This is a genomic window from Silanimonas sp., from assembly GCF_027530345.1.
GTDB lineage: Bacteria > Pseudomonadota > Gammaproteobacteria > Xanthomonadales > Xanthomonadaceae > Silanimonas.
The window spans coordinates 1-23,853 of sequence record NZ_JAPZQK010000010.1 but is presented as its reverse complement, the minus strand read 5'-3'; the positions used below and the strand labels follow the sequence as shown (position 1 = coordinate 23,853).

Genomic DNA, 23,853 nt, shown 5'->3' with positions numbered 1-23,853 from the left:
CCATGGCCCGAGCATGCGCCGGCGCACGGTCGCCTTCCATGGTCGCTCCGTGAAACCGTGCCAACCCGCACGGTCGCGACCTGCCGGCCGGCGCTTGATCGGGGTCAAGGCCGGCGGTGCGGGCCGCCCCTACCGTGCCGGCATGACCACTGGCCGCCCCCGCTTCGACCCCGACCTGCTGGCCCGGCACGACACGCCGGGGCCGCGCTACACCTCGTACCCGACGGCCCCGCATTTCGATGCCGCCTTCGGCGAGTCGGCGCTGCGGGCCGCCATCGCCCGCAGCAACGACGCGCTGATCCCCCGGCCGCTGTCGCTGTACGTGCACGTCCCCTTCTGCCTGAGCCCCTGCTTCTACTGCGGCTGCACGCGGATCGTCACTCGCGATACCGCCCGCGGGCCGGCCTACGCGGAGCGCCTGCGCCGCGAGATCGACCGCATCGCCCCGCTGTTCGACGACGACCGCGAGGTGGTGCAGCTTCACTTCGGCGGCGGCACCCCGAATTTCCTCGACGATGCGACGCTCACCGGGCTGGTCGCGCACCTCCGCGAGGTCTTCCGCTTCGCCGACGAGCAGCACAGCGACCTCTCGATCGAGATCGACCCGCGCAGCACGTCGCCCGCGTCGATGGCGGTGCTGCGCGACATCGGCTTCAACCGCGCCAGCTTCGGCATCCAGGATTTCGATCCCGACGTCCAAGTCGCGGTGAACCGCGTCCAGCCCTTCGAGGCCACCCGCGACGTGCTCGAGGCCGCGCGCGCGGCCGGCATGCGCTCGATCAACGTCGACCTCATCTACGGCCTGCCGAAGCAGACCCTCGACGGCTTCCGGGCGACGCTGGACAAGGTCATCGAATTGCGCCCCGACCGCGTCGCGGTCTACAGCTACGCGCACCTGCCGCAGATGTTCCGGCCGCAGAAGCGCATCGACGCCGCCGACCTGCCCAGCCCGGCCGCGAAGATCGCCCTGCTCGGCCTCGCCATCGAGCGCCTGACCGCCGCCGGCTACGTCTACATCGGCATGGATCACTTCGCCCTGCCCTTCGACGAACTCGCCGTCGCGCAGCGCAAGGGCGGCCTGCACCGCAACTTCATGGGCTACACCACCCACGCCGACACCGACCTCGTCGGCTTCGGGGCCAGCGCCATCTCCCGCATCGCCGACGCCTACGCGCAGAACCCGCGCGAACTCGGCCTGTGGGAGGCCGCCGTCGACGCCGGCCGGCTGCCGGTCTGGCGCGGCCTGGTGCTGGATGACGACGACCAGCTCCGCGCCACCCTGATCCAGGACCTGATGTGCCAGGGCGAGGTGGATTTCGACGCCCTCAGCCGCCGCACCGGGGCGGAAACCCTGGCGGTCCTCGAGGAGGCCCGACCCCGTCTGGCGGCCCTGGAGGCGGACGGGCTCGTGGCCTGCCGCGACCACCGCGTGCGGGTCACCGACCGGGGCCGGCTGCTGCTCCGGGTGGTGGCCGCCTGCTTCGACCGCTACCTCCCGGGGGCAGCCGCCCGATAGCGGGTCGACGGATTCGTGCCCAAGCTCTAGAAAGTGAAGGCTTCATGGCAAAGCGTTTACGCTTAGCCACTTTTGCCCCTATGCCGCCGGGCCCCGCCCCGGCCCTATTCGACGAGCCCAAGAGAAGGAATCGCCTCCCATGACCCGCAAGACCCTGATTGCCGCCCTGCTCCTCGCCGCCCTCCCCGGCGCCGCTGCCGCTGAAGGCTTCAACTGGAACGCCACCCTGGCGTCCGACTACCTGTACCGCGGCATCGACCAGAACGACGACCAGCCCGCGCTGCAGCTCGGCGCCGGCTACGGCTTCGAGAACGGCCTGTACGTCGGCGCCTGGGGCTCGAACGTCGATTTCGGCGATGGCAGCACGGATGTCGAGATCGACACCTTCGTCGGCTGGGCCGGCGACCTGTCGGACACCACCAGCCTCGACGTGCAGGTCGTCCGCTACAACTACCTCAACGAGCCGAACGGCACCGATTACGCCTACAACGAGCTGATCTCCAAGCTGGGCTTCGCGGAGAACTACACGTTCACCTTCGGCTACACCAACGACTACTTCAACGCCGACGTCGACAGCTACTACTACAACCTCGGCGGCAGCTGGGATTTCGCCGAGCACTACACCTTCAATGCGGGCGCCGGCGTCACCGTGATCGACCAGGGCCCGCTGGAGAACTTCATCGACTTCAGCGTCGGCGTGAGCCGCGCGTTCGGCCCGGCCACCGTGGCGCTGAGCTACGTGGGCACCGACAGCGAGGGTGAGGACAACTTCGGCGCCGACCTGTCGGAAGACAAGTTCCTGCTGACGGTCGGCTTCGGCGGCTGATCCCAGCGCCATTGCTGCACCCGGAACCCCGCGGCTTGCCGCGGGGTTCTTCGTTTGGGGCTCAGCGCTGGTCGAGCGCGTGGTGGATCAGCACCACGCATTGCGAGGCGAACAGCATCCGCGAGCCCAGCGAGAGTTTCGTCGCGCCGAGGCGCTCGAGGCTGCCGAAGGTCTTCTTCGGCATGGGGATGTGGTCGGTGAGCAGGAAGCAGGGATTGTCGCCGAAGGCCTGGTCGCCGATCGGCGTGCCCTTGCGATCGAGGACGAAGAGCGTGTGTTCGGCACCGAGCTGCTGTACCAGCCGCTCGAAGCTGATCGTCTGCACCGTCACGCCGGACTCGACCGGCCGCGTCTCTTCCTTGCCCATGCCACGCGAGGCGTCCAGCGCCTTCGCCACCTTGCCCAGCAAGGCGCGCTCGTCGAAGCCGCCCAGCTCATGCATGGCACGCGGCTCGAAGCGCACGGTGCGCGAGTAGTCCGATGTGCTTTCGAGCACGAGGTACACCACGACATCATCGCGATGCGATTGCGCGACGAAGATCGCGTTCATCAGCACGTGCGCGAGGATCTCGGAGTGCGCTTCGCCACCCACGCCGGCCAGCAGCCTGGCGCTGTCGGTGGGTGCCGCACGGGCGCGCAGGACGAACGTACGCATGGCCTTCCGGGGGTCGTCTTCGGTGCCGGGATTGTCGCATCGCGACCGACCGGGGGTCCGGCAGGGCGGGCCGGGGCTGGGAAGGGACCGGCGAAAGCGCCGTTCAGGCGCGTCGGCGACCAACGCCCTCGCGTCACGGAGCAACCCGGCGACGCCAAGCCGCGGAGCTACGGCACCGTGTAGTCCTCGCATGCGGGAAGCGGCGAATCGGGCCGATACGCCCCAGCGGCCGGATCGTGGACGAAGGTCCGTCGATAGCTGCAGGCCTCATCCACCACGGTCACGAGGTCGCTCTCTTCGAGCGGGGGGTTCTGCAGCGAATCCTCCGAGCGCGATACCGGCCCCGGGAAAGAGGTCGCCCTGGTCTGGTATCCGAAGCGCGGCATGCCCTCTCCTTGCGGATCCAGTGTCAGCGTGCCCTCGAAGGTGTATTCGTCATGACAGGCCCCGGCACGCTGCGCCATGTCGTCTTCGCTGAAGCAGGCACGGATCATCGACCAACCGGCAGCAGGAACGTTCATGACACGGCGCAGCTTCACGCCTTCCACCGACCGCGTTGCAAGGAGCAACTGCAGATCGGTCGCACTGGCGGCGCCGCCGGAGTAGCCCGCGCTGGTACGCGTCTCGACGCCGATCAGTACAGCCGAGTCCGGCGCTTCGCCTTGCGCAACGACGGCCAGCGCACCGGCACCGAGCCGAACGATCCGCGGCCACAGCGTGAATCTGGGCCCTTCGTGGAACCCGCCGTAGAAATCCTCATTGGCCAAGGCATGACGCCAGACCTCGCGCTCGTCGATGGTCTGCCTGCCGTCGTACACGCCCAGGAACACCTCGCGAACCGCGCTCTCGCTGTCGATCTCGATCGACAAACACCATGCGCGGTCGGCGCTGCACCGGGGCGGGACATTCGTGGTTTCGGCCTCGGTGTCGGGGCGGACTGCCGCTGCGGGGCTGCTGCTTTCGTCCGTCGCCAGCTCCTCCAGCACGTTGCCGCCCCGGTCCTGCGCCGCGGCTCCTCCCAAGGCCGCGGCGGTGGCCAGCAAGGCCATGCGCATCATCGTCCCCATATCAATCCGCGGCGAGTTGGCCAAGCCGCACCGCCTGCTCACGGACGAGAGCGAGTCGACGCTCCGCGGCGACCAGGCCCCACATCGTCCCTTCGCGCTGGTAGGTCGCGGAAATCGCCGCGAACTGCGCGTCGCGCCAGGCCAGCCACGCGCGCTGCGCCGCCTTCACCGGCGCCTGCTTCTCGGCATCAAGGCGGCCGAGGAGGCGCTGGTAGTTGAGGTTGAGTTGGCGGTCCCAGCGCGCCGCGGCTTCGGCAAGGCAGCCGCTGATCCCGAGGGTGCTGCTGTCGTCCTGCTGGCAGGCGTCGTTGGCGACATCGATCGGGTGCTGCGCGCCGAGGTCGTCGACCACCGGCAGCACGAGGCCACTCCGTGGATCGGCCAGCACGGTGCCACGCTCCGGGTCGAAACCCAGGATCAGCGAGCGGCCCTCCGCCCAATCTCCGGTCTTTTCCCAATCACCCTCGGCATAGATCACCGTCAGCGCACGCCCATCGCCGAGCTGGACGACATGGGGATCGCTCGTTTGCTCGAAGGCGACGGTGCTCGCCCCTTCCAGTGCAGGGACCGACGCCGCCGCGATGGGGGCCAGCGCGAGCAGCAACGGCAGCAACAGGACTGCTGGAGTCGAACAACGCGTCATTCGAGACCCATCCGCGCACGCAGCTCGTAGAGGCCGCCGCTGCCGCCCTCGTACGCCTTCGCCATCACGGTGTACGTCCCCGGCTGCACGTCGACCGAAAGGCGCGCATTCGTGCCGCCGCCATCGCCACCGTCGTCATCTTCGGCCACCACGCTTCCGTCGCGACGCAGTTCCAGCACCGTGTCGAAGTCTTCGCTGCGCATGTCGACGACCAGCGTCCCCGCTTCGGTGATGGCCAGCTGGTAGCTGTGGGCCTCGCCGGCGCTCATGCCGGTGACCGGCGCATCCAGCGTCAGGGTGCCGCCGCTGCGCAGTTCGGTGCCCGCGGGCAGGGCGGTTTGGGTGGCGGACAACCGGAACAGGCCGTTCGAACCATCGTTCAGTGCGCGAGCGACCACGGTGTACGTCCCCGGCTGCAGCATGGCGGCGATCCGCGAGTCGGTGCCGTTGCCGCCACCGTCGTCGTCGCTGAGCGAAACGTCGTTGCCGCGCAGCTCCAGCTGGGTGTCGAAGGACTCACTGCCGAGTTCGATGATGACGCGCCCCGGCTGCCTCACCCGCAGCTGGTACTCGCGCGGGCTGCCGGTCAGGGCGCCGTGCACGACGCTGCCGTCGAGGGCCAGCGCGCCGCTGTTGCGCAGACGCACGCCATCCGGCAGCTCTCCCGTGCCCACGGCCAGCTGGAACAGGCCGGTCGCCTCGTCCACCGATTTCACGCGCAGGGTTGTAGGTGCCGGCTTCCAGCGGCGCGCTCAGGCGCGCGTTCAGGCCGCCACCGCCGTCGTCGTCGCTGATCGAAACGCCATTCCCCTGCAGTTCCAGCGCGGAATCGAACTCGCTGGAACGCATCTCGATCTGGTAGTAGCCGGCCTGGCGGATCTCGAGCCGGTAGCTCTTGCCGTCGCGGCCGACCAGGTCGGCGATGTCGGCACCGGGACGCAGCGGGCCTTCGCCGCGATGGACCTGCAGCGGCTTGGCGTCGAGACGGAACGGGCCGAAGGCGCGGGGGCCGCTGCCGCTGACCGCCACCTCGTAGCGCCCTTTCTCGCTCGCCATCATCGTCAGCCGGACACCCTCGGGCGCTTCACCGCATTGGCTCTGGGTGGGGCCGGCCACCGCTTCGCCGTCGCGCATCACGAACAGCCGGGCGCACAGTGCACCGCTGGCCTCGAAGCTCACCGCCTGGCCGGCGTCGAGGTCGATGGCGTAGACGATGCTGCGGCTGCCATCGCTGTAGTTGATGCGGTTGGCGGTCGTAATCTCGCCGCGCACACCGGCCCCCATGCCAAGAGGCAGGGCCGCGGCGTCGGCGGCGTTCTGGGCCAGCGCCCAGGGCGACGACAAAAGGAGGGCAAGGGCGAGGGGGGTCTTCTTCATCGGGAGGGCGTCCATCCTTCAGCGTGGGGGGGCGGGCCGGCATCGATCCGGCGCGGGGGACGGCTATGAGACCCGTTCCTAAAGCCGAGCGCCAGCTTCGAGGCACTCAGTTCGCGAGCGGAGCTCTCTTCAATCATGGGCTATGCTGAAGGTGCGGCAGGCTCGGTTCGGAGCCATGGCCAAGGAGGTTCCATGGCGCAAGAGCAGGAAACCCTCGAACGGGCGTCGGCGGCGCAGGAAGCCGAGCGCCTTCGGGTGCTGGCTTCTTACGCGATCATGGACACGCCGCCCGATCCGGTGCTTGACGGCATCGTGCGGGTGGCGAGCCGCCTCATCGGTGTGCCCATCGGCCTCGTCTCGCTGCTCGATGACCACCGCCAATGGTTCAAGGCCCGCGTCGGCCTCGATGCCGAGGAAACCCCGCGCGATATCGCCTTCTGCGACACGGTCGTGCGCAGCGGGCATGAACTGGTGGTGGAGGACGCCAACAAGGACCCCCGCTTCGCGAGCAACCCACTGGTCGCCGGCGCTCCGCACGTGCGCTTCTACATTGGGGTGCCGCTGCGGGTTCCCGAGTCGCAAGTACTCGGCACGCTGTGCGCGATCGATACGCAACCCCACCATGTCGAGGCCTCGGCCCTCGTCCAGCTGCGCGAGCTGGCCAACATCGCCAGTTCGCGCATCGTCGCGCTGCGCAATGAAGCTGCGCTGTCGAAAAGCCAGCGCGAATTGCTCACCCACGACCGCTTCTTCGAACACTCGCTCGATCTTTACTGCGTGGTCTCCGGCGAAGGCCGTTTCCTCGAGCTCAATCCGCGCTGGTCGCACGTGCTGGGCTGGCCCAAGGCCGAGATGGTGGGCAAACCCTTTCTCGACTTCGTGCATCCCGACGACCTCGCGAAGACGCTGGAAACCTGGGCGGCGGTTGGCAACCACGAGGACGTGCTTCAGTTCCGGAACCGCTACCGCAAGGCCGATGGAAGCTACGCGTGGCTCGAGTGGAACGCCCTCGCGCCGAAGCCCCCCGAGACCACGGTCTTCGCCAGCGCCCGTGACGTGTCGGCCCTGGTGGCCTCCGAGGATGAGCTGCGCCAGCAGAATGGGCTGCTCTCGCTCATCAGCGAGTCGCAGGCGCGCTTTGCGCGCGAGGGCGCCAGCCGCGAATGGTGGACCTACGTGCTGCAGCAGCTGCTGGCGCTGACCGGCAGCGAGTACGGTTTCATCGGCGAGACCGGCGTCGACGCGGAAGGCAAGTTCCTGCGCACCAAGTCGATCACCAACATCGCCTGGGACGACGCCACGCGCGCCTTCTACGAGGCCAACGCCCCCGCCGGCCTGTACTTCCGCAACCTCAAGACCCTGTTCGGCGTATCGATCGACCAGGAGACACGGGTCATCGCCAACGAGGTGGCCAGCGACCCGCGCGCGGGCGGGCGGCCGCACGGCCACCCGCCGCTGCTCACCTACGCCGGCCTGCCCTTGCGCGACAACGAGCGGATGATCGGCATGGTGGGGTTGGCGAACCGGCCCGGCGGTTACCACGACGACATCCTCGATCCGCTCGAGCCGGTGCTGGTTTTCCTCGGGTCGATCCTCAAGACGCTGCGCCTCGAAGACGACCGCATGGCCTTCGTGCGCCAGCTCGAGGTGGCCACCGACCTGCAGATGCGGGTGCTGCAGCATTCCGAATCGGGCTTCGTCGCCCTTCGTCCCGATGGCCGCGTGGCGCTCGTCAATGAGCGGGCACGCGAGCTGCTGCCGGAAGTCGATGCGCTCACCGAAGGCTCGTTGCTTGCCTCGCTCGAGGCCCTGTTCCCCCGCCACGACCACGCCGCCTGGATCGACGCCCTCATGGCGCTGCCGCCCGGCGCACGCACCAGCCCGCGCCGGATCATTCTGCCGGGGCATGCACCGATCGAGGTTGTGGGCACCCGGCTCGTAGAAGCCGACCATGTGAACCCGGGCGTCCTGCTCGCCATCGCCGACCTGAGGGAACGCGATGCGCTGGCCGAGTCGATGCGCGTGAATGCCACGCTGGAAGGGCGCGTGGCCCAGCTGCGGCAGCAGCAGACCCACAATGAACTGCTTTCCGAATGCGTCGAGTACCTGCAGGGCTGCACCACGCTTCACGAGGGCCTCGAACTGGTGGGCCGCTCGCTGGAACGCCTGTTCCCCTCGGCGAACGTGGCGCTGTATGGCGTTGCGGGCGCTAATGCATCAATGGGCCTGATCCGCCAGGCGCATCGCTTCGGCAACCATGCCCTTCCCGAGGAGCTGACCGCGAAACAGTGCTGGGCCCTGCGCTCACGACGCCCCTACGGCTCCTGGTCCGGCGGCCACCATCTGCCCTGCGCCCATGTCGACCACGAGCAAGACGGGCAGAATTTCTGCGTGCCGCTGTTCTCGCTCGACCGCAACGTGGCCGTCTTCATGGTGGGCTTCGCCTCAGACTCGACGCACGACGACGCCCAAAGCCACGAGGCGCGACTGGCCCAGTTCGTGGCCATGGCACAGAGCATCTCGGGAGCGCTGTCGACCATCGCCCTGCGCGAGTCGCTGCAGCGCATGGCCCTGACCGATGAACTCACCCAGCTGCCGAACCGCCGGGCCTTCGCCGAGGAAGTGGCCCGCAGCCTCAACCGGGCCCGGCGCGCCGGCAGCCCCTTCGCCCTGGCCATGCTGGACATCGACCACTTCAAGCAGGTGAATGACCGCTTCGGCCATGACGCGGGCGACCAGGTGCTGCGCGACGCGGCGGCGGTGATGCGGCGCTCCCTCCGCGAAGGCGACCTCGTGGCCCGCCTCGGGGGCGAGGAGTTCGGCATCTTCCTGCCCGATGTCGGCGCCGAGGCGGCGGTGCAGCGGCTGGACCGCCTGCTGTCCTCGATCCGCAGCGCTTGCATGATCGGCGGCGAACCCGTCACCGCCTCGATCGGTGTGGTGCACGCCGCCGAAGCGGAATCGAACGCTCCCTACGACACCCTCTACCGCCTCGCCGACCAAGCGCTGTACCGCGCCAAGCACGGCGGCCGCAACCGCGTGGTGGGCGCTGCGGAACCCGGCAGCGGGCATCCGCCCAGCTGAGGGTGACGATCTCGATCGGCACTTGGCCGGCGTTTGGATCCTCGCTGTCGCCCGCCCCGACCACCCTCGCGCCGAAGCGCGCTCCCCTTGTCCTCAGGGTGTTCCGCAGCCGCGTAGGCCACCCAGCGGAGTCACCGCATCGTTGGCGGCCCACGTCCCCGGCACGCCATCGACGTAGCTCGCCGACAGCGTGATGTTGCGCAGGGTGCCGCCGTCGATGCGGCGCTGCAGCGTGCCTACGGCCGTCCGCTGCGGATTCCCCGTCCTCGTGCACAGCGGGCACGCGCCGCGGAGCTGCTCCAGCGTCAGCGTCTCCGTGGCGCCGCCGAATCCCGCCCGCTCAGCCACCAGGAAGCGTGGTACGCCACGGGCGTCGTAGCCGAAGGCCAGATGGAACTCGTAGTCGGGGAAGCTCTGCACGCTGTATCCCGTGCCCGAGCGCAGCGGATCGAACCAGTGGCCGCTGATGTCCAGCGGCGCACCGCCCATCGTGGGACAGGCGCCGCTGAAGCTGCTGTATGCCTCGCTGCCGGTTTCGCCATCCACCGTGTAGCTGAAGGTGAAGGCATCGGTCGCTGAAGGCGTGATCGTGGCGACGCCCACCATGGTCAGGCGATTGCCGCCGCCGTTCCACGCACTGCGGTAGATGACGCCGCGCCACAGCCCGTTCGCGCCGGGGGCCGCGGCTTGCAGGTAATGCCACGTGGGCGTGCCGTCCTGCAGGTAGGTGTACCAAAGCCCGGCCAACTCCGAGCCAGCGGGGTACAGGAACAGCCCGCTGCCCGAGCGCTGGGGATTGAAGTAACCGCCGGAGCGCACCACCGGCGCCACGGCGGTGACCGTGGCGCGCACGGTGAGTGTGGCTGCACCGGTCGACGGGTTCACGGGTGTCACGTACCAGCGACCGGCCGCCGCGTTGCTGACCGCAAGGCTTTCGCTTCCACTCCCCGTGACCGCGCTCGCCACCGCCTGATTACGGGCAGGCGCGACCGCGATGGTCGGCGTCGCAGCACTTGCCGCTGGCGTATCCACCCGCGCGAGATACAAGTCAACGTTCGACGCGCTGGTCGTCGCCACCGCCAGCTGCGTAGCCCCGGGCGGAACGTCGATGTACAGACGCTCATGTGCCGCACCCGCATCGAGCGCAAGCACGTGCTCCACGCCGCTCTCCAACGCGAAGGCGCCGGGCTCTCCCGCTGTGCGGTTAATGCGCACAGGCACCCAGCCCAAACTCGTGCCTTCCTCGGCACGCACCTGCAGCCAGCCGCCACGGCTTTGGCCGGGCAAAAAGGTGGCGTCGTTCCATGCCAGGCGAACCGGGAAGGACTCCCCCGCCGCGAGCGCGCCGGGGGCCGTCGCGACCAGCGTCCGACTGGCCGACGTCCCGTCCAGGGCGGTCTCGAACACCTCGAGACGGGCCGATTGCCCGGCAAGCGACGAGTACGCCAGCACCCAATAGCGCACGCTGCCGTTTGCGGGCGCGGTCGCGGCCAGATCGCAACGCTCCATGCCGGACATCGCCGAACTGCAGGCCAGTTCCGGCGCGTCCGCGATGCCGTTGCCGTTGCTGTCCACGCCCACGTACAGGTCGACATCGCCGCCCGAGGTGCCTCGGGCATCCACGAGCACGCGCCAATCGCGCGCTGCCGTCCCCGCCGCCAAGGTGCGAAGCACGGTCGCCGTGCGACCGGCGCCCCACGGCGCATCCGCATCGGACGGATCCCCCATGGTGATATCGGCGATGAACGGCACCACCAGACCGTGCGCATCGAAGCGCGCGGCCGACAGGGCGCGAAGCCCCTCCAGCGTCTGGTCGCGGAAGCCGCGATCCGCCGGTGCATCGAACTCCAGCGCACTGGCGCCCAAGGGCCGCACTTCGATGCCCAGGTGGCTGTCCGCGCACGGCGCCACGCCGCCGAAGCAAACCCGGTAGGCCAGCGAATCCGGACCGGCGGTGTTGGCTGCAGGCGTGTATCGAATGGCGTCGTCCAGCACGCTGGCCGTTCCTCGCGTGACGACCGACGCCGTACCGCGCGCGGGCGCGGTCACGATCGACAGCACGCCCGAAGCCGCCAGCGCTGGGGCGATGCCGTCGTTCGAAAGGACGCTGATCTCCGTCGCGGGACTGTTCTCGCGAATGACCGCACGATCCCTCCGCAGCACGGGGGCCGCTGTCGGCACGGAGGGCGTCACGGCGTTGCTCGCCGCGGATGCGGCGCTCGTGCCTGCGCTGTTCGTGGCCCTCACGGTGAAGGTGTAGGTCGTTCCGTTCGTCAGGCCCGCCACTGTGATCGGGCTCCCCGTCCCGGTGCCCGTCAGACCACCCGGGCTCGAGGTGACCGTATAGCCCGTGATCGACGACCCGCCGTTGGAAGCGGGCGCCGTGAACGCCACCGTGGCTTGCGCGTTGCCGGCCGCGGCCGTGCCGATCGCCGGGGCGCCGGGCACCACCGCATTCACCGCGAAGCTCTGCGACACCGTGGGCGCGGGGCTGAAGCTGGCATTGCCGGCCTGGTCGGCGTGGATGGTGCAGGTGCCCGCGGCGACGAAGGTCAAGGTGCCGCTGGCGGTGATCGTGCATACGCCGGCGGTGCCGGAACTGAAGCCGACCGCGAGGCCGGAATCCGACGTCGCCGTGATCGTCGGCGTCGTCCCGAAGCTTTGCGCGCCCGGGTTGGCGAAGGTGATCGCCTGCACCTGACGCGGTGCAGTGCTGATGCCCTCGAGGCGGAACGACACGCTGTTGCTCGACGCCACGCCGCCGCTGGCGCCGGGGTCGGCCACGAACACGCGCAGGTACAGCGACACGTCGGCGAGCGCGGCATCACCCGGCAGCGGGACGTTGATCGATCCGTTGCCGCCCGAATCGAGGGTGAACGGGACATCCTGCAGCGCGCTGCCGGACAGCGCCTGCGGGTCGGCCAGCGCGAGCCGGGCGGTCGCGACCGCACCGGCGGCACCACCCTCCAGCCCGATGGTGAAGTCGTTGCCGCCGGCCAGCGGCGGTTCGATGGCGATCAGGCGCGGCACCACCCCGCTGCCGCCGGCGGTGCCGGCGCTCGCCGGCTGCGGCACGCGCGCCGATCCCGCGAAGAGCTCGGGCCGGGCGAAGGGGCCGGTCTCGTCGCGCACGCGCGGGTCGGTCAGCGACCGGCGCAAGAAGGTCACGATGGCCGCCTGCTGCTGTGCGCTCAGTCCCAGCGGCACGATGCGCGGGTCCTTGTTGGGCGAGTTGAAGTCGCCGCCACGGTTGTAGAACGCGACCACATCCTCGAGCGTGGCCAGCCGGCCGTCCGCCATGTAAGGCGCGCTCAGCTCGACGTTGCGCAGCCCCGGCACCCGCATGCGACCACGATCGTCTTCGAGGTTGGAGGCCGTGAACCGCCCCGGGTCGGCGGATCGTGGGCGCACTCCGAGGTACATGAACCCGCCGGTGCTGAGCAGCTGTCCGGCATGGCAGGCCGAGCACCGGGCCTGCACAAACATGTTGCGTCCCTCGATCTCGGCCGGGGTCATGGCGTTGGTCTGGCCGGCGAGGTTCAGGTCATGCGGCGTCTGGTTGGACACCAGGGTGCGCTGGTAGGCGGCCAGCGCCATCGCCATCCGCGCCGGGCCGACGCCGGGGCTGCCGAAGGCGGCCTCGAATAGCGCCGGATAGCGGCGCTGGCCGAGCCGGCCGGCCACGTCGGCCGGGATGTTGCGAGCCAAGGCGAGCGGAACCGCCGCGGCGACGCGCGCCGCCATGTCGGCCAGGGTGCCACCCTCGTGGGCCATCTCCTGCGTGTTCACGAGGGGGTCGAGGGCCTGGTGCTCGAGGGCGCCCGCCGGCACGTTCGGCGCGTTGGGAATGGGCGGCTGGATGATCACCCGCCCGGTGTCCGGGTCGCGGAACACATTGCCGGCGCGCCCGTCCCAGTTCAGGTTGCCCACGAAGCCGGCATTGATGCTCGAGATCGCCTGCCGGGTGCCCACCTGCGGACGCAGGCCGAAGATCGGGCTGGTGAGATAGCGGCCGTCGGCGTCGTGCCGGGGCACGCCGGCGGTGCCGATCGAGTCGTCCGCCGTGCCGAACACATTGTCCGGGCCCGGATGGCGGCTGTTCGCGACGCCCGCCGGCAGACGGGGGTCGGACCCGCCGGCGCGCGGCATGTGGCAGCTGCCGCAGGCCACGGTGCCGGTGCGCGAGAGCTGCTCGTCCCAGAACAGCGCGAAGCCGAGGTCGAGCTTGGCCTGAGTCTGGGGGTTTTCCGGGGGCACCGGAGACGAACCGAGGGGCGCGAAGGGCGACGGGGCCGGCTGACCCGACGCGTGTCCGACGAGCCCGGCAAGGGCCAAGACCACGACGAGCGCCGGGTGGATGCGGGACGAATGCCGATACATGGCGGTTCTCGACAGGGGAACGCTGGGATCTGAGATTACGCCAGAAGTTCGCCATGGGAAGGGGGGGCGAAGCACCCAGGCGCCGGACGGGTGACGCCGCATCGGACCCCGCAAAACACGAAGCCCGGCACAAGGCCGGGCTTCGTTTGACGCCGTACCGCTTGGCGCGCTGGATCAGAAATCCATGCCGCCCATGCCGCCGAACTCGCCGTTCTATGTTGTTGGCGTATCGATCGGTCAGGCGCCAACCGCCGCTCCAACCGGCACTGGATCCGTTATCGAAGTTCGCGCAGATCTCGCTGCGATCGGCCCCGGAAATCCGCAGCCCCACACGCTTCACCTCCAGAGTCACGGCAAGGCCCAGGATCTGGCGGGTGGCGGACACCCGACCGACGTGATGGTCAGCAATGGTGAAGAAGCAGGACTCCGTGCCCCCCGCGCCGGAGGCCTGCGCAACAGAGCTGGCCGAGGATGAGAATGATGAGTACGAAGGCGACGGCCTCGGGACGTTTGCGAGCGACTGACGCTGACGCAGCTCGGCCTGCCGCTCCCGGTAGTCGGCCGCATCCCGCGCCGCTTCGCGCTCCACGTAAGCCGTGCTGATGTCGTAGGCCGCACCGCGGATCGCATGCCGCGATCCCACGTCAGCGACTTTCGGAGCTCGGCTGGCAGCTTCCGAACCTGCCTAGACAGTGCCGCGACCACGCTCTGCGTGTCCTTGCCGGCGACTTTCCCCAGCATGACAAAGCGCGAATGGCGCTCGACCAGCGTCGCGATGTGATCCGCCGCCGCGTGCGCAAGTGGGCCATCAGCTCCTTCTTCAGCATGCCTCGCGTCTGAATGAACAGGCTTCGATAGATCGTCTCGTGCGACACCTGCATCGCCTCATCACGCGGGAACCGCAGCCTGAGCCAGCCGGCAATCTGTTCCGGCGACCATTGCTGGCTCAATTTCCGCGCCACCAGCCAGCGGAATCGCGGGCTCTCCGCCAATCGGCATGTCTGCGGCCTTCGCGCCGACTTCCATGGCGCAGCGAATCGCCCGCTGCCAGTCGGCGGGAGATCTCCTCACGATCTGCAAGACTGAGCACGCGCGGTGAGCGCCGGCGCCCACGCGGAGCGATGCCGCAGAGGGAATGACCACCCTTCCATCGTCGCCACAACTCGCGCTTCTGGGCACGCGACATGACGGGTCGACCAACTCCTGCCATTCGTGCCACTCCGATCAGTGCAACCTTGGGTCATGTTGCAATCACGGGTTGAACCCACCGCGTCCATTCTTCAGCGCGGGGGGCGGGCCGGCATCGCTCCGGCGCGGGGGACGGCGATGAGACCCGCTCTGGAACCGCGGCGCCAGCGTTCAAGCGCCCGTTCCGTGACCTAGCGGTATACCCCGATAGGAACGAGGACCATGAAGCTGCTCGGCGGGCCGCCATCGTCGAAATTGGTCGCGAACAGGATGCGTGAGCCGTCGCGGCTGATCGTGGCCTGGGGCTCGCCGAAATAGCCGCCGAAACTCGCAGCGACGCGGGTGTGGGCCACCGAGAGCTTCCGCCCGCCCGGCTTGAGTTCGAGCAGCATGACCTTCCGGTGCATCGGCTCCAGCGTGGCGTCGGGCACGACCCTGCCGTACTCGGCCGAGTCGGCGTAGGTGCTGATGACGACCCAGCCGGGCCGGTCGAAGGCCTGGCCGGAGAGGTGCGCGGCATAGCCGGCACCGCTGCGGGGATAGAGCGGCAGCAGGTCGAAGGCCCTGCCGGTGGCGATGTCCATCGCCCGGATCGCGCCAGCCTCGTAATCGGTGAAGACATACAGGTCTTCGCCGCCGGGGCCGAACGCCAGATCGCTGTGCTCGCTCATCACGTGCAGCTGGCGCGAGCTGGAGAAGTCGAGCGGGTAGGCCCGCGTGCCGAGCGCCTTGTTGAAGGCCCACGAGGGCACGGCCCAGCGGCCGCTCGGACTGATGCTGATGTGGTCGGGGAACGCGCCACCGAAGGCCGAGGCGTCCAGCGTGCCGACGATGCGATCCTCCTCGCGGTCGTAGGTGACGAGGCCATGGATCGTGTTGGCCTTCGCAGCCTCGCTGTAGGAGGTCGCCATGAAGGCCCAGTAGCGGCCATCGGCGGACGAGGTGCCTTCCGACTTCGTCCACACCTGCGTCGCGCCGGGCCACGGCAGCCGGCCGCGGAAATCGGCCATCACCGTGTCCCGGTCGCTCTCGACGTCCTTGGCGTACCAGACCAGTCCCTGGTTGTAGAACAGGATGCGGGGATCGGTCGGGTGCCAGATCGGCTCGGCGTCGCCCGCCGGGCCGCGAAGTGCACCACCCTCGCCGCTGCGCGGCAGCACGCCGAACGTGCCGGCGTCGTAGAGCACCCAATAGCCGTTGCTGGCCGCGCCGAGGTAGCGGCTGTTGTCGGCGTTGAAGGCCTGCCGGCGGCTGTAGTTGTGGCGCACGTGCGTCGCGCCGGCGAGGTCACTCGCGTCGGTCGCCTTGAACACCCGCGTGCCGTACACCGGGTCGATGTAGCTCGGCGCGTCCAGCCCGGTCGCCTTCGTCGCCGGCTTGGCCACGACAGGAATCGGATCGGCCTTGAGCGTCGTCAGCGCGTTCTCCGCCGGCGCGGCCGTGCACAGCGTGGCCGCGCACAGGAGCGCCAGGACGATCATTCGTCGGAAGAGGGCGCGATCAACCATCGATCCGCGTCGCCACGATCCGCAGCATCTGGCCGCGCCCGACGAGGTCCGCGGCCACGGTCAACGGCAGCCAGGCAAGGGGCGGCAGGGCCGCGAGCAGCGCGCGCCAGCTCTTGGGGGCGGACTGCTTCCACGTCTTCAGGCTCATCCGCGTCACCGACCACACGCTGTCCGTGCGCCACAGGGTGATGCGGAACCCGGCTGCTTCAACGATCGGCCGCAGCGACGACTCGGTGAAGTGGTGGAGATGCTCGGGAATCTGCAGGCCGGACCAGGAGGGCCCGAAGAAGCCCGCCTCGGCGGAGCCGAAATTCGGCACCGTCAGGTACAGCGTGCCGCCGGGGCGAAGGTGCGCGTGGATCGAGGCCAGCGTGTCCTTCGGCGACGGAACGTGCTCCAGCACCTGGTTGAGGATGACCAGGCCGAAATGCCCGCGCGGCAGGTCGGCGGCGTCGAGAAAGGCAGTGCGGATGTCCGCGCGCGTCGCGCGTCGCGCCTGCTCGGCGGCGCCGACGGTCGGCTCCAGGCCGAACAGCGCCGAGCAGCCATAGCGTTCGAGTTCGAGAAGCCGTTGCCCGTTACCGCAGCCGATGTCGAGCACCGGCGCATCGCCGGGGAAAGGGACCGGCAGGAAGCGCGCGCGCAGCGGACGCAAAGCGATCGACGCGGCCACGCGCGCCAGCGGCGGGAGGGCCTTCGGATAGTCCCAGAAGGTCCTCAGGACAAGGTCCTGCAGGCGCGCACCGAGGCCCGAACGCAGCGACGGGGGTTCGGTCGTGTAGTAGTGCCCACTGTCGTAGACGGCGCTGAGCTCCGCGGGCGTCGGCACCGGATCGAGGCGGACAAGCTGGCAGTGGGTACAGCGGATCAGTGCGCGGCGATCAAGCGCCAGCGCGACGGTCGCGGCGGCGGTGCCGCAGTGGATGCAGGCCGACATGGGGGAAGTTGAGCGGGGAGGCTGGGGCCAAGTTTACGCGAGCGACGTCCACGGAGCGTCGCTATGCGCGCATGGATGGCCTCGGCTTGAGCACCATCGATGAATTACCACCCTCTCGGACCTGATCGGCCTGTCACGGATCACATCATCCAAACCACGACGTTATCCAGGCTTTGCTCTCCACACCTTCAGGGGCTTCGCTCCACCTCGCACCAGCGAAATGGATACCCCTCATCGCCGATACGCGAATCGAGCACGGCGCAACTACCGGGGCGCAAACTCAATCCATGGGCGCGCAGCAGATCACCGGCGTTTTGAATCAGCGCCTGGTTGCCGCGCTCGCGCGCCTCCTCAGCCGCAGCGGCAAGCACCAGCTCGCAGGGAACGTCGCCGACGGCAGCACGCAATTCGAATCGCCCGGGTTTGGCAAAACGAGCGAGCAGCCCGCAGTCGCCGCTGGTCAAGCCCAGCCTATTCGCCCACCGATTGATCTTCACGAGCCGCGCGCTGAACCGCGACTCTTCAGCGGGGAACATCGCAAAGATCTCGCCACCGCGCTCGGCGATGATTTCGTTCACTCGCAGCGAATAGGAGGGCGACGCAGGGAAGTTGGTTCCCACCGAGGCATAGGCCGCCTGCGCCGGCAGGAAGGGCACGCGCCACGCCTGCGGATAGCCGCCGACGAGCAGCACTGTGGCGCGCTCCGGGGCGCGCATCGGCGGCGTTTCCACGAAGAAACCATCGCGGTCCCAACCGTTGGTCCCCCACGTGTTCCAACCAAGCACGGCAACAACCACGCATGCCGTCACGATTCGTGCGCCCCACTGCCTCGCCGATGCCGCGGGAAACACCCGCAGCACCAACAGCCAGATGGCTAGCGGTGCCAACGCCTCCAATGCCGCGAGGTAACGGTGAATGCTGAACATCCACATCCACGCCAGAAAAGAAACCGCGACGAAAACCAGCAGCGTCCGCGCAGCGATGGTGCAGCCGACCGGCGCGCTTGGCGGCGACCGCTCAGGCCGGAATCGGCGCAGCAAAGCGATGAAGGCGGCCGCGATGCCCAGCAGGTAAAGCGCCGCCCACGCCAATTGCGGCATTGCGCTTTCGCTGATCTCGCGCGGATTGATCGTGATCCAGATCGGCCAAAGCACGGCCTGTAGCAAGCCATCGGGCAGCCAGCGCCGATCAGCCACGCCGATCGGCTGCGCCAAGGGAGCCTGAAACCAGGCGTTGAACTGCGGAAACAGCGGATTGCCGAACTGGCTCCACACCTGGAAGAACCATGGACCGGCGACGACACCGAACACGATGGTCGTCACCACCGTCAGCAGCGTTGCATCGGCGAAGCGGTGCCTCCAGCCCGGGCGACAGGTCAGCACGGCAACGCCCAGCCCCAGAGCGTAGATGGCATTGGTCAGTTTCAATCCGAGCGCCAAGCCAAGCAGCAAGCCCGCCGCCAGCCAGTGCAACGTCGCGGATGATTGCGACTTGACCGCACGTATCGTCAGCGCAACCGCCGCCAGCACCAGTGGCGCCGTGGTGTTGTCGCCCATCGTGTTGCCAAGCTCAGCCAGAAAAACGGCGCTACAGCACCCGGCGAACGCGAGCATCGGTACCAGACGGCTACGGCGTTGGTCGCCGTCGAGCACCTGCCAAGCCACCGCCGCCACCGCAGCGAAGACCAGGCCGTGCCAGGCACCCAACACTATCCCGGCCAGCATTGCCGAACCCTTCACCGCTACCAAGTAGTAGCCCACGTCCAGCCAAGGCACGAAATAGCTCTGCATCTGCGCCGGAGCAAGATCGATCGAAAGCCGCGCGTACAGGGCCGCCCAACCGTTGTACAGGTGGTAATTGCGCAGATCCGCGTTCGCGTCCTGTCCAAGCAGCAGCGAAACCATGGCTGCAAGCGCGCAGGCCGCCACACAGGCTCGCACGACGTTGGCGCGAGTGTCGAAAGCGAAGTGTCGCGAAAGCCAGCCGCGCCCTTCGAAGCTGGCTTCAGCCATGCAGGGGATCTCCCTGGCGAGCACGCGACCGCAAGATACCGGGACCAGGCAAGGCTAGGTAGGCCAGACGCTTGGCCTCGACACGGCCACGCGTAACCGTGTCCAACAATAGACCGCAGACACCGAGCACCGCGCCCAACAGCACCAATGCCGCGCACAGAATCGCGGTCGGAAAGCGCGGCACCAGTCCGGTGGACCACCAGGTGATGAACAACGGCACCGCAAGTACCAAGGCCAGCACCGCGCAGGCGACGCCACCGATGCCGAAGAAGCGCAGCGGCCGCTCCGTCTTGAAGAGTCCGACGAGGGTGCCGAGGATGCGCCAGCCGTCCCGGTAGGTACGAAGCTTGCTCGCCGATCCGTCTCCACGCGCTCCGTAGCGCGTCGGCACTTCGCCCACCGGCATCCGGAGCTGGAGGGCATGAACAGCGAGCTCGGTCTCGATCTCGAAACCGTGTGCGTGCGCCGGGAATGATTTGACATAGCGCCGCGAGAAGACGCGGTACCCGGACAAGAGGTCATCGAAGCTGCGTCCAAACAGCATCGCCAGCGCCTCGGTCAGCATGCGGTTGCCGAACCGGTGACCAGGGCGATAGGCCGCTGCCTCGTGGCCAACCCGCTTGCCGACCAGCATATCCAACTCTTCGTCCAGCAGCCTCGCGACCATGGACGGCGCCGCGGCCGCTTCGTACGTATCGTCACCATCGACCATCACGTACACGTCCGCCTCGATGTCAGCGAATGCGCGGCGCACCACGTTGCCCTTGCCGACCAATACGACGCGGTGCACCTGAGCGCCGGCGGCCTTCGCCAATGCGCAGGAATCGTCTCGCGACCCGTTGTCAAACACATGCACTTCGGCATCCGGCAGGCAGGCACGGAAATCGGCGACGACACGAGCGATTGCCGCAGCCTCGTCGCGGCAGGGGATGAGCACCGCGATCCGCAGGTCCTTTTCGGTACGTCGCACGCGCTGTTGCCTCTTTTTTGGCTGGGCGGATTGTAACGCGGCGCCCCGGACCGTCAGCGGCGAAACAGCGTCGAAACCGAAGTCGCGGCAGACAAACACGCTATCCACAGCTGACGAATCAGGGCCATTCGAAACGCGTCGAGCGAGAAAAGCACGAAGCCCGGCACAGGGCCGGGCTTCGTGGTGAAACATGACGCCGTGATGCGAGGACTTAGAAGTCCATGTCGCCCATGCCGCCCATGCCACCGCCGCCCGGCGCGGCCGGAGCGTCCTTCTTCGGGGCTTCGGCGACCATCGCTTCGGTCGTGATCATCAGGCCGGCGATCGACGCGGCGTTCTGCAGCGCGGTGCGGGTGACCTTGGTCGGGTCCAGGATGCCGAACTGCACCATGTCGCCGAACTCGCCGTTCGCCGCGTTGTAGCCGTAGTTGCCCGAACCGGCCAGCACGTTGTTGAGGATCACCGACGGCTCGTCGCCGGCGTTGCTGACGATCTCGCGCAGCGGGGCTTCCATCGCGCGCAGGGCGATCTGGATGCCGTGGTTCTGGTCTTCGTTGGCGCCCTTGAGGTTGCCGATCGCGGCCTTGGCGCGGATCAGCGCGACGCCGCCGCCCGGGACGATGCCTTCCTCGACGGCCGCACGGGTGGCGTGCAGGGCGTCTTCGACGCGGGCCTTCTTTTCCTTCATCTCGACTTCCGTCGCGGCGCCGACCTTGATGACGGCCACGCCGCCGGCCAGCTTCGCCACGCGCTCCTGCAGCTTCTCGCGGTCGTAGTCCGAGGTGGTTTCCTCGATCTGCGCCTTGATCTGCTTGATGCGGGCCTGGATGGCTTCCGCGTTGCCGGCGCCGTCGATGATCGTCGAGTTCTCCTTCGAGACCTGGATCTTCTTGGCGCGGCCGAGGTCCTTGATGGTCGCCTTGTCGAGCTGCAGGCCGACCTCTTCCGAGATCACCGTGCCGCCGGTCAGGATGGCCATGTCTTCCAGCATCGCCTTGCGGCGGTCACCGAAGCCCGGGGCCTTCACGGCGCAGACCTTGACGATGCCGCGGATGGTGTTGACGACGAGCGTGGCGAGCGCTTCGCCCTCGACTTCCTCGGCGACGATCAGCAGCGGCTTGCCGGCCTTGGCGACGCCTTCGAGCACCGGGAGCAGCTCGCGGACGTTCGAGATCTTCTTGTCGTGCAGGAGGATGAACGGGTCGTCCAGTTCGGCCTGCATCGACTGCTGGTTGTTGATGAAGTACGGCGAGAGGTAGCCGCGGTCGAACTGCATGCCCTCGACGACGTCGAGTTCGTTGTCGAGGCCCGAGCCTTCTTCAACGGTGATGACGCCTTCCTTGCCAACCTTGTCCATCGCCTTGGCGATCAGCTCGCCGATGTTGGCGTCGGAATTGGCCGAGATCGAACCGACCTGGGCGATCTCCTTCGAGGTCGAGCAGGGCTTCGAGAGCTTCTTCAGCTCGGCGGTGGCTTCGGTCACGGCCTTGTCGATGCCGCGCTTCAGGTCCATCGGGTTCATGCCGGCGGCAACCGCCTTCATGCCCTCGCGGATCAGCGCCTGGGCGAGGACCGTGGCGGTGGTGGTGCCGTCACCGGCGACGTCCGAGGTCTTGGAAGCGACTTCCTTGACCATCTGGGCGCCCATGTTCTCGAACTTGTCGGCCAGCTCGATCTCCTTGGCGACGGACACGCCGTCCTTGGTGATCGTCGGGGCGCCGAAGCTCTTCTCGAGCACGACGTTGCGGCCCTTCGGGCCGAGGGTCGCCTTGACGGCGTTGGCGAGGATGTTCACGCCGCGGACCATGCGGACGCGGGCGTCTTCACCGAAACGAATGTCTTTTGCTGCCATGGGAATGACTCCAGGAATTCAGTGCGTGGGGATGGGGTTCGCGGCGGGTGCCTGCGATCAACCCAGGATGGCGAAGATGTCGTCTTCGCGGACGACGAGGTAATCGGTGCCGTCCAGCTTCACTTCGGTGCCGGCGTACTTGCCGAACAGCACCTTGTCGCCGACCTTCACGGCCGGGGCGCGCGTCGAACCGTTGTCCAGCGCCTTACCGGCGCCGACGGCCACGACCTCACCCTTGATCGGCTTCTCGGTGGCCGAATCGGGGATGACGATGCCACCAGCGGAGACCTTTTCTTCTTCCATACGCTTGATGACCACGCGGTCGAACAGCGGCTTGATGCTCATGAGGGAAACCTCTTTGCCTTGTTGATCAATGGGTTGCGGAAAATCGAACCGTTCCCCGGCCGGGCACTGCTAGCACTCGGGCCGGGTGAGTGCCAATTCTAGCGCGCACCGGTGACGCCAAGGTCACCGGGTCGCGGGGCGGAAGATGGGGCCCAGCCCGCCGGTTTCAAGGGGCACAATCGGCGCATGTCCGCCCTTCTTGTCTTCTGCACCGTTCCCGCCGCCGCGGCCGACCGGCTCGCCCGCCTGCTGGTCGAGGAGCGGCTGGCCGCCTGCGTGCAGGCGCTGCCCGGCCTGCGCTCCACCTACCGCTGGGAGGGCGAACTGCAGCAGAGCGACGAGAGCCTGCTGCTGGTCAAGACGACGGCCGAACGCTACCCGGCGCTGGAACGGACGCTGGCCGCCCACCACCCCTACGACCTGCCGGAGATCCTCGCGGTCGATGCCGCCGCCGGCCTGCCCGCTTACCTGCGCTGGTTGCAGGACGAAACCGCGACCGGCGAGCCCGGCGACGCCGACTGAGTGCGATTGCTGCCCGACCAACCAAGTTGGCTTGCAGGGCGCGGCCTTTGTCGTCACGGCCCAGTGACGAAAGGAAGAAAAACATCCGGCGCTACCGCAAAGAACTTGCGCCGCCGCTGAGTGCGTTTTTCGTTACCCAACGCGTCGTCTGCAAGCCAACTCGCTTCACAGCTCGACGAGAAGGCGCATGGCTGAACCAGTGACTGCTGCATCGATTGCCTTGGTGGTGGGCAAAGCGGCAGCAAAGCAATTCGGCAAGGAGATTGCGAAGGCCGTGGCAGGGAAGCTGTTTGCCAAAGACGACACCGCAATCCGCGACTCTTTGGCGAATCTAGACAAGAAGCTGAGCGAGACGCTGGATCTCGCGCGCAGCATCCATGCCATGGTTTTGGAGCTTCCTGCACTTATTGATGCACTTATTGAAAGGAAGGAGCTCGACAGCCGACATGCAGAGCTGGCGGGCGTCGAGGCAAATTTCCGATCTGCGCGTCGCTGGACGGATACGCTGGCGGGGCCTGCACGCACCGAATTCAGCTCAGCGTGGGAGTACATCGTCGCGCACGAGTTCAGGATCGAAGCGTTGGCGAAGCTGCCTCGATTCGGCGAAGTCGGCATTGGAATCAGCAAGGGCGAGCTACGCCGGGTGATCCTTGATGGAATAGATCAACGGATTGACCACAACAGCCGGACAACTCAGGCCTATCAAGCGACGATAGCGCTTGCCGCAGCGACCATAGAGGCCGGACTGGCTTCGCCCTATGTCAAGGAAGGAAGACTGCTCGACGCTTCGCCGTGGGCGACTTGGGCGATGAACGGCCCCCGCAACATGAGCCTCTTTTGAATTTCGAGTGGGTGGCAGCCAGAATCGACCCAAGTCTGGGACCGTTACCTGAGGGAACGTGAGCGAGAAGCAGCTTTTTGAGGCCGCCCTTGGCGTGGCCGCGCCGTGGTACGTGAGCGGGACGGGTTTC

The 23,853-nt window shown here is 68.0% G+C and carries 17 protein-coding genes and 1 pseudogene; 5 read left to right on the top strand and 13 right to left on the bottom strand.

Translation table 11 applies throughout. The features are described from left to right. The first annotated feature begins 142 nt into the window (after positions 1 to 142). On the top strand, positions 143 to 1,516 hold the full coding sequence (gene hemN / locus O9255_RS06230; protein WP_297865988.1) for an oxygen-independent coproporphyrinogen III oxidase: 1,374 nt from the start codon (positions 143 to 145) through the stop codon (positions 1,514 to 1,516). 139 nt (positions 1,517 to 1,655) lie between these two features. After that, complete coding sequence (locus O9255_RS06225; protein ID WP_297865987.1) at positions 1,656 to 2,342, top strand: TorF family putative porin; 687 nt, start codon at positions 1,656 to 1,658, stop codon at positions 2,340 to 2,342. A 61-nt stretch (positions 2,343 to 2,403) separates the two neighbouring features. On the opposite strand, the gene trmY is transcribed toward O9255_RS06225, so the two are convergent. The 5 genes from trmY to O9255_RS06200 all read right to left on the bottom strand — a co-directional run bounded on the left by trmY (position 2,404) and on the right by O9255_RS06200 (position 6,084). Beyond that, positions 2,404 to 2,997 carry a tRNA (pseudouridine(54)-N(1))-methyltransferase TrmY gene (gene trmY / locus O9255_RS06220; protein WP_297865986.1) on the bottom strand — a complete coding sequence of 198 codons (594 nt, stop codon included), beginning with the start codon at positions 2,995 to 2,997 and terminating at the stop codon, positions 2,404 to 2,406. A gap of 167 nt (positions 2,998 to 3,164) precedes the next feature. Further along, the gene (locus O9255_RS06215; RefSeq protein WP_297865985.1) at positions 3,165 to 4,088 is read right to left on the bottom strand and encodes a hypothetical protein; all 924 of its coding nucleotides are present in this window, start codon (positions 4,086 to 4,088) and stop codon (positions 3,165 to 3,167) included. After that, positions 4,066 to 4,707: a lysozyme inhibitor LprI family protein gene (locus tag O9255_RS06210; RefSeq protein WP_297865984.1), complete on the bottom strand. Its 642-nt coding sequence runs from the start codon at positions 4,705 to 4,707 to the stop codon at positions 4,066 to 4,068. The genes O9255_RS06215 and O9255_RS06210 overlap by 23 nt, the downstream gene beginning before the upstream one ends. Next, positions 4,704 to 5,264, bottom strand: coding sequence for a pre-peptidase C-terminal domain-containing protein (locus tag O9255_RS06205; RefSeq protein ID WP_297865983.1), 561 nt, complete (start codon positions 5,262 to 5,264; stop codon positions 4,704 to 4,706). The genes O9255_RS06210 and O9255_RS06205 overlap by 4 nt, the downstream gene beginning before the upstream one ends. Continuing rightward, positions 5,224 to 6,084: a hypothetical protein gene (locus O9255_RS06200; protein ID WP_297865982.1), complete on the bottom strand. Its 861-nt coding sequence runs from the start codon at positions 6,082 to 6,084 to the stop codon at positions 5,224 to 5,226. Before O9255_RS06200 ends, O9255_RS06205 begins: the two co-directional genes overlap by 41 nt. A 192-nt stretch (positions 6,085 to 6,276) precedes the next feature. On the opposite strand from O9255_RS06200, the gene O9255_RS06195 reads away from it, so the two are divergent. Next, positions 6,277 to 9,168, top strand: coding sequence for a diguanylate cyclase (locus O9255_RS06195; RefSeq protein WP_297865981.1), 2,892 nt, complete (start codon positions 6,277 to 6,279; stop codon positions 9,166 to 9,168). A 93-nt stretch (positions 9,169 to 9,261) separates the two neighbouring features. Here O9255_RS06195 and O9255_RS06190 read toward each other — a convergent pair whose 3' ends face one another. From O9255_RS06190 to groES, 8 genes and pseudogenes are all read right to left on the bottom strand, one after another. Continuing rightward, positions 9,262 to 13,548: a cytochrome c peroxidase gene (locus O9255_RS06190; RefSeq protein ID WP_297865980.1), complete on the bottom strand. Its 4,287-nt coding sequence runs from the start codon at positions 13,546 to 13,548 to the stop codon at positions 9,262 to 9,264. A gap of 630 nt (positions 13,549 to 14,178) precedes the next feature. Beyond that, positions 14,179 to 14,635 (bottom strand): annotated as a pseudogene (locus O9255_RS06185) (hypothetical protein); the annotation flags it as partial. 292 nt (positions 14,636 to 14,927) lie between these two features. Beyond that, positions 14,928 to 16,217 (bottom strand): hypothetical protein, encoded by a 1,290-nt coding sequence (locus O9255_RS06180; protein WP_297865979.1) that lies wholly within the window; start codon positions 16,215 to 16,217, stop codon positions 14,928 to 14,930. Between the two features lie 19 nt (positions 16,218 to 16,236). Next, entirely contained in the window at positions 16,237 to 17,181 is a 945-nt protein-coding gene (locus O9255_RS06175) for a class I SAM-dependent methyltransferase (RefSeq protein ID WP_297865978.1), read from the bottom strand. Between the two features lie 188 nt (positions 17,182 to 17,369). Further along, complete coding sequence (locus tag O9255_RS06170) at positions 17,370 to 19,193, bottom strand: glycosyltransferase 87 family protein (RefSeq protein ID WP_297865977.1); 1,824 nt, start codon at positions 19,191 to 19,193, stop codon at positions 17,370 to 17,372. Beyond that, complete coding sequence (locus tag O9255_RS06165) at positions 19,186 to 20,163, bottom strand: glycosyltransferase family 2 protein (protein ID WP_297866096.1); 978 nt, start codon at positions 20,161 to 20,163, stop codon at positions 19,186 to 19,188. The genes O9255_RS06170 and O9255_RS06165 overlap by 8 nt, the downstream gene beginning before the upstream one ends. A gap of 211 nt (positions 20,164 to 20,374) precedes the next feature. Next, the gene (gene groL, locus O9255_RS06160; RefSeq protein ID WP_297865976.1) at positions 20,375 to 22,015 is read right to left on the bottom strand and encodes a chaperonin GroEL; all 1,641 of its coding nucleotides are present in this window, start codon (positions 22,013 to 22,015) and stop codon (positions 20,375 to 20,377) included. A gap of 57 nt (positions 22,016 to 22,072) precedes the next feature. After that, positions 22,073 to 22,360 carry a co-chaperone GroES gene (groES, locus tag O9255_RS06155; RefSeq protein WP_297865975.1) on the bottom strand — a complete coding sequence of 96 codons (288 nt, stop codon included), beginning with the start codon at positions 22,358 to 22,360 and terminating at the stop codon, positions 22,073 to 22,075. A 186-nt stretch (positions 22,361 to 22,546) separates the two neighbouring features. Between groES and cutA the strand changes: the two genes are divergently transcribed. Further along, positions 22,547 to 22,882, top strand: a complete 336-nt coding sequence (gene cutA / locus O9255_RS06150) for a divalent-cation tolerance protein CutA (protein WP_297865974.1) — start codon at positions 22,547 to 22,549, stop codon at positions 22,880 to 22,882. A 187-nt stretch (positions 22,883 to 23,069) separates the two neighbouring features. Beyond that, entirely contained in the window at positions 23,070 to 23,723 is a 654-nt protein-coding gene (locus O9255_RS06145) for a hypothetical protein (RefSeq protein ID WP_297865973.1), read from the top strand. The last annotated feature ends 130 nt before the right edge of the window (positions 23,724 to 23,853 follow it).

Coding starts and splice junctions, on each gene's coding strand:
- cutA (WP_297865974.1), top strand. CDS start 22,547: ATGTCCGCCCTTCTTGTCTTCTGCACCGTTCCCGCCGCCGCGGCCGAC.
- O9255_RS06200 (WP_297865982.1), bottom strand. CDS start 6,084: ATGAAGAAGACCCCCCTCGCCCTTGCCCTCCTTTTGTCGTCGCCCTGG.
- groES (WP_297865975.1), bottom strand. CDS start 22,360: ATGAGCATCAAGCCGCTGTTCGACCGCGTGGTCATCAAGCGTATGGAA.
- O9255_RS06190 (WP_297865980.1), bottom strand. CDS start 13,548: ATGTATCGGCATTCGTCCCGCATCCACCCGGCGCTCGTCGTGGTCTTG.
- O9255_RS06170 (WP_297865977.1), bottom strand. CDS start 19,193: ATGGCTGAAGCCAGCTTCGAAGGGCGCGGCTGGCTTTCGCGACACTTC.
- trmY (WP_297865986.1), bottom strand. CDS start 2,997: ATGCGTACGTTCGTCCTGCGCGCCCGTGCGGCACCCACCGACAGCGCC.
- groL (WP_297865976.1), bottom strand. CDS start 22,015: ATGGCAGCAAAAGACATTCGTTTCGGTGAAGACGCCCGCGTCCGCATG.
- O9255_RS06225 (WP_297865987.1), top strand. CDS start 1,656: ATGACCCGCAAGACCCTGATTGCCGCCCTGCTCCTCGCCGCCCTCCCC.
- hemN (WP_297865988.1), top strand. CDS start 143: ATGACCACTGGCCGCCCCCGCTTCGACCCCGACCTGCTGGCCCGGCAC.
- O9255_RS06210 (WP_297865984.1), bottom strand. CDS start 4,707: ATGACGCGTTGTTCGACTCCAGCAGTCCTGTTGCTGCCGTTGCTGCTC.
- O9255_RS06145 (WP_297865973.1), top strand. CDS start 23,070: ATGGCTGAACCAGTGACTGCTGCATCGATTGCCTTGGTGGTGGGCAAA.
- O9255_RS06180 (WP_297865979.1), bottom strand. CDS start 16,217: ATGATCGTCCTGGCGCTCCTGTGCGCGGCCACGCTGTGCACGGCCGCG.
- O9255_RS06175 (WP_297865978.1), bottom strand. CDS start 17,181: ATGTCGGCCTGCATCCACTGCGGCACCGCCGCCGCGACCGTCGCGCTG.
- O9255_RS06195 (WP_297865981.1), top strand. CDS start 6,277: ATGGCGCAAGAGCAGGAAACCCTCGAACGGGCGTCGGCGGCGCAGGAA.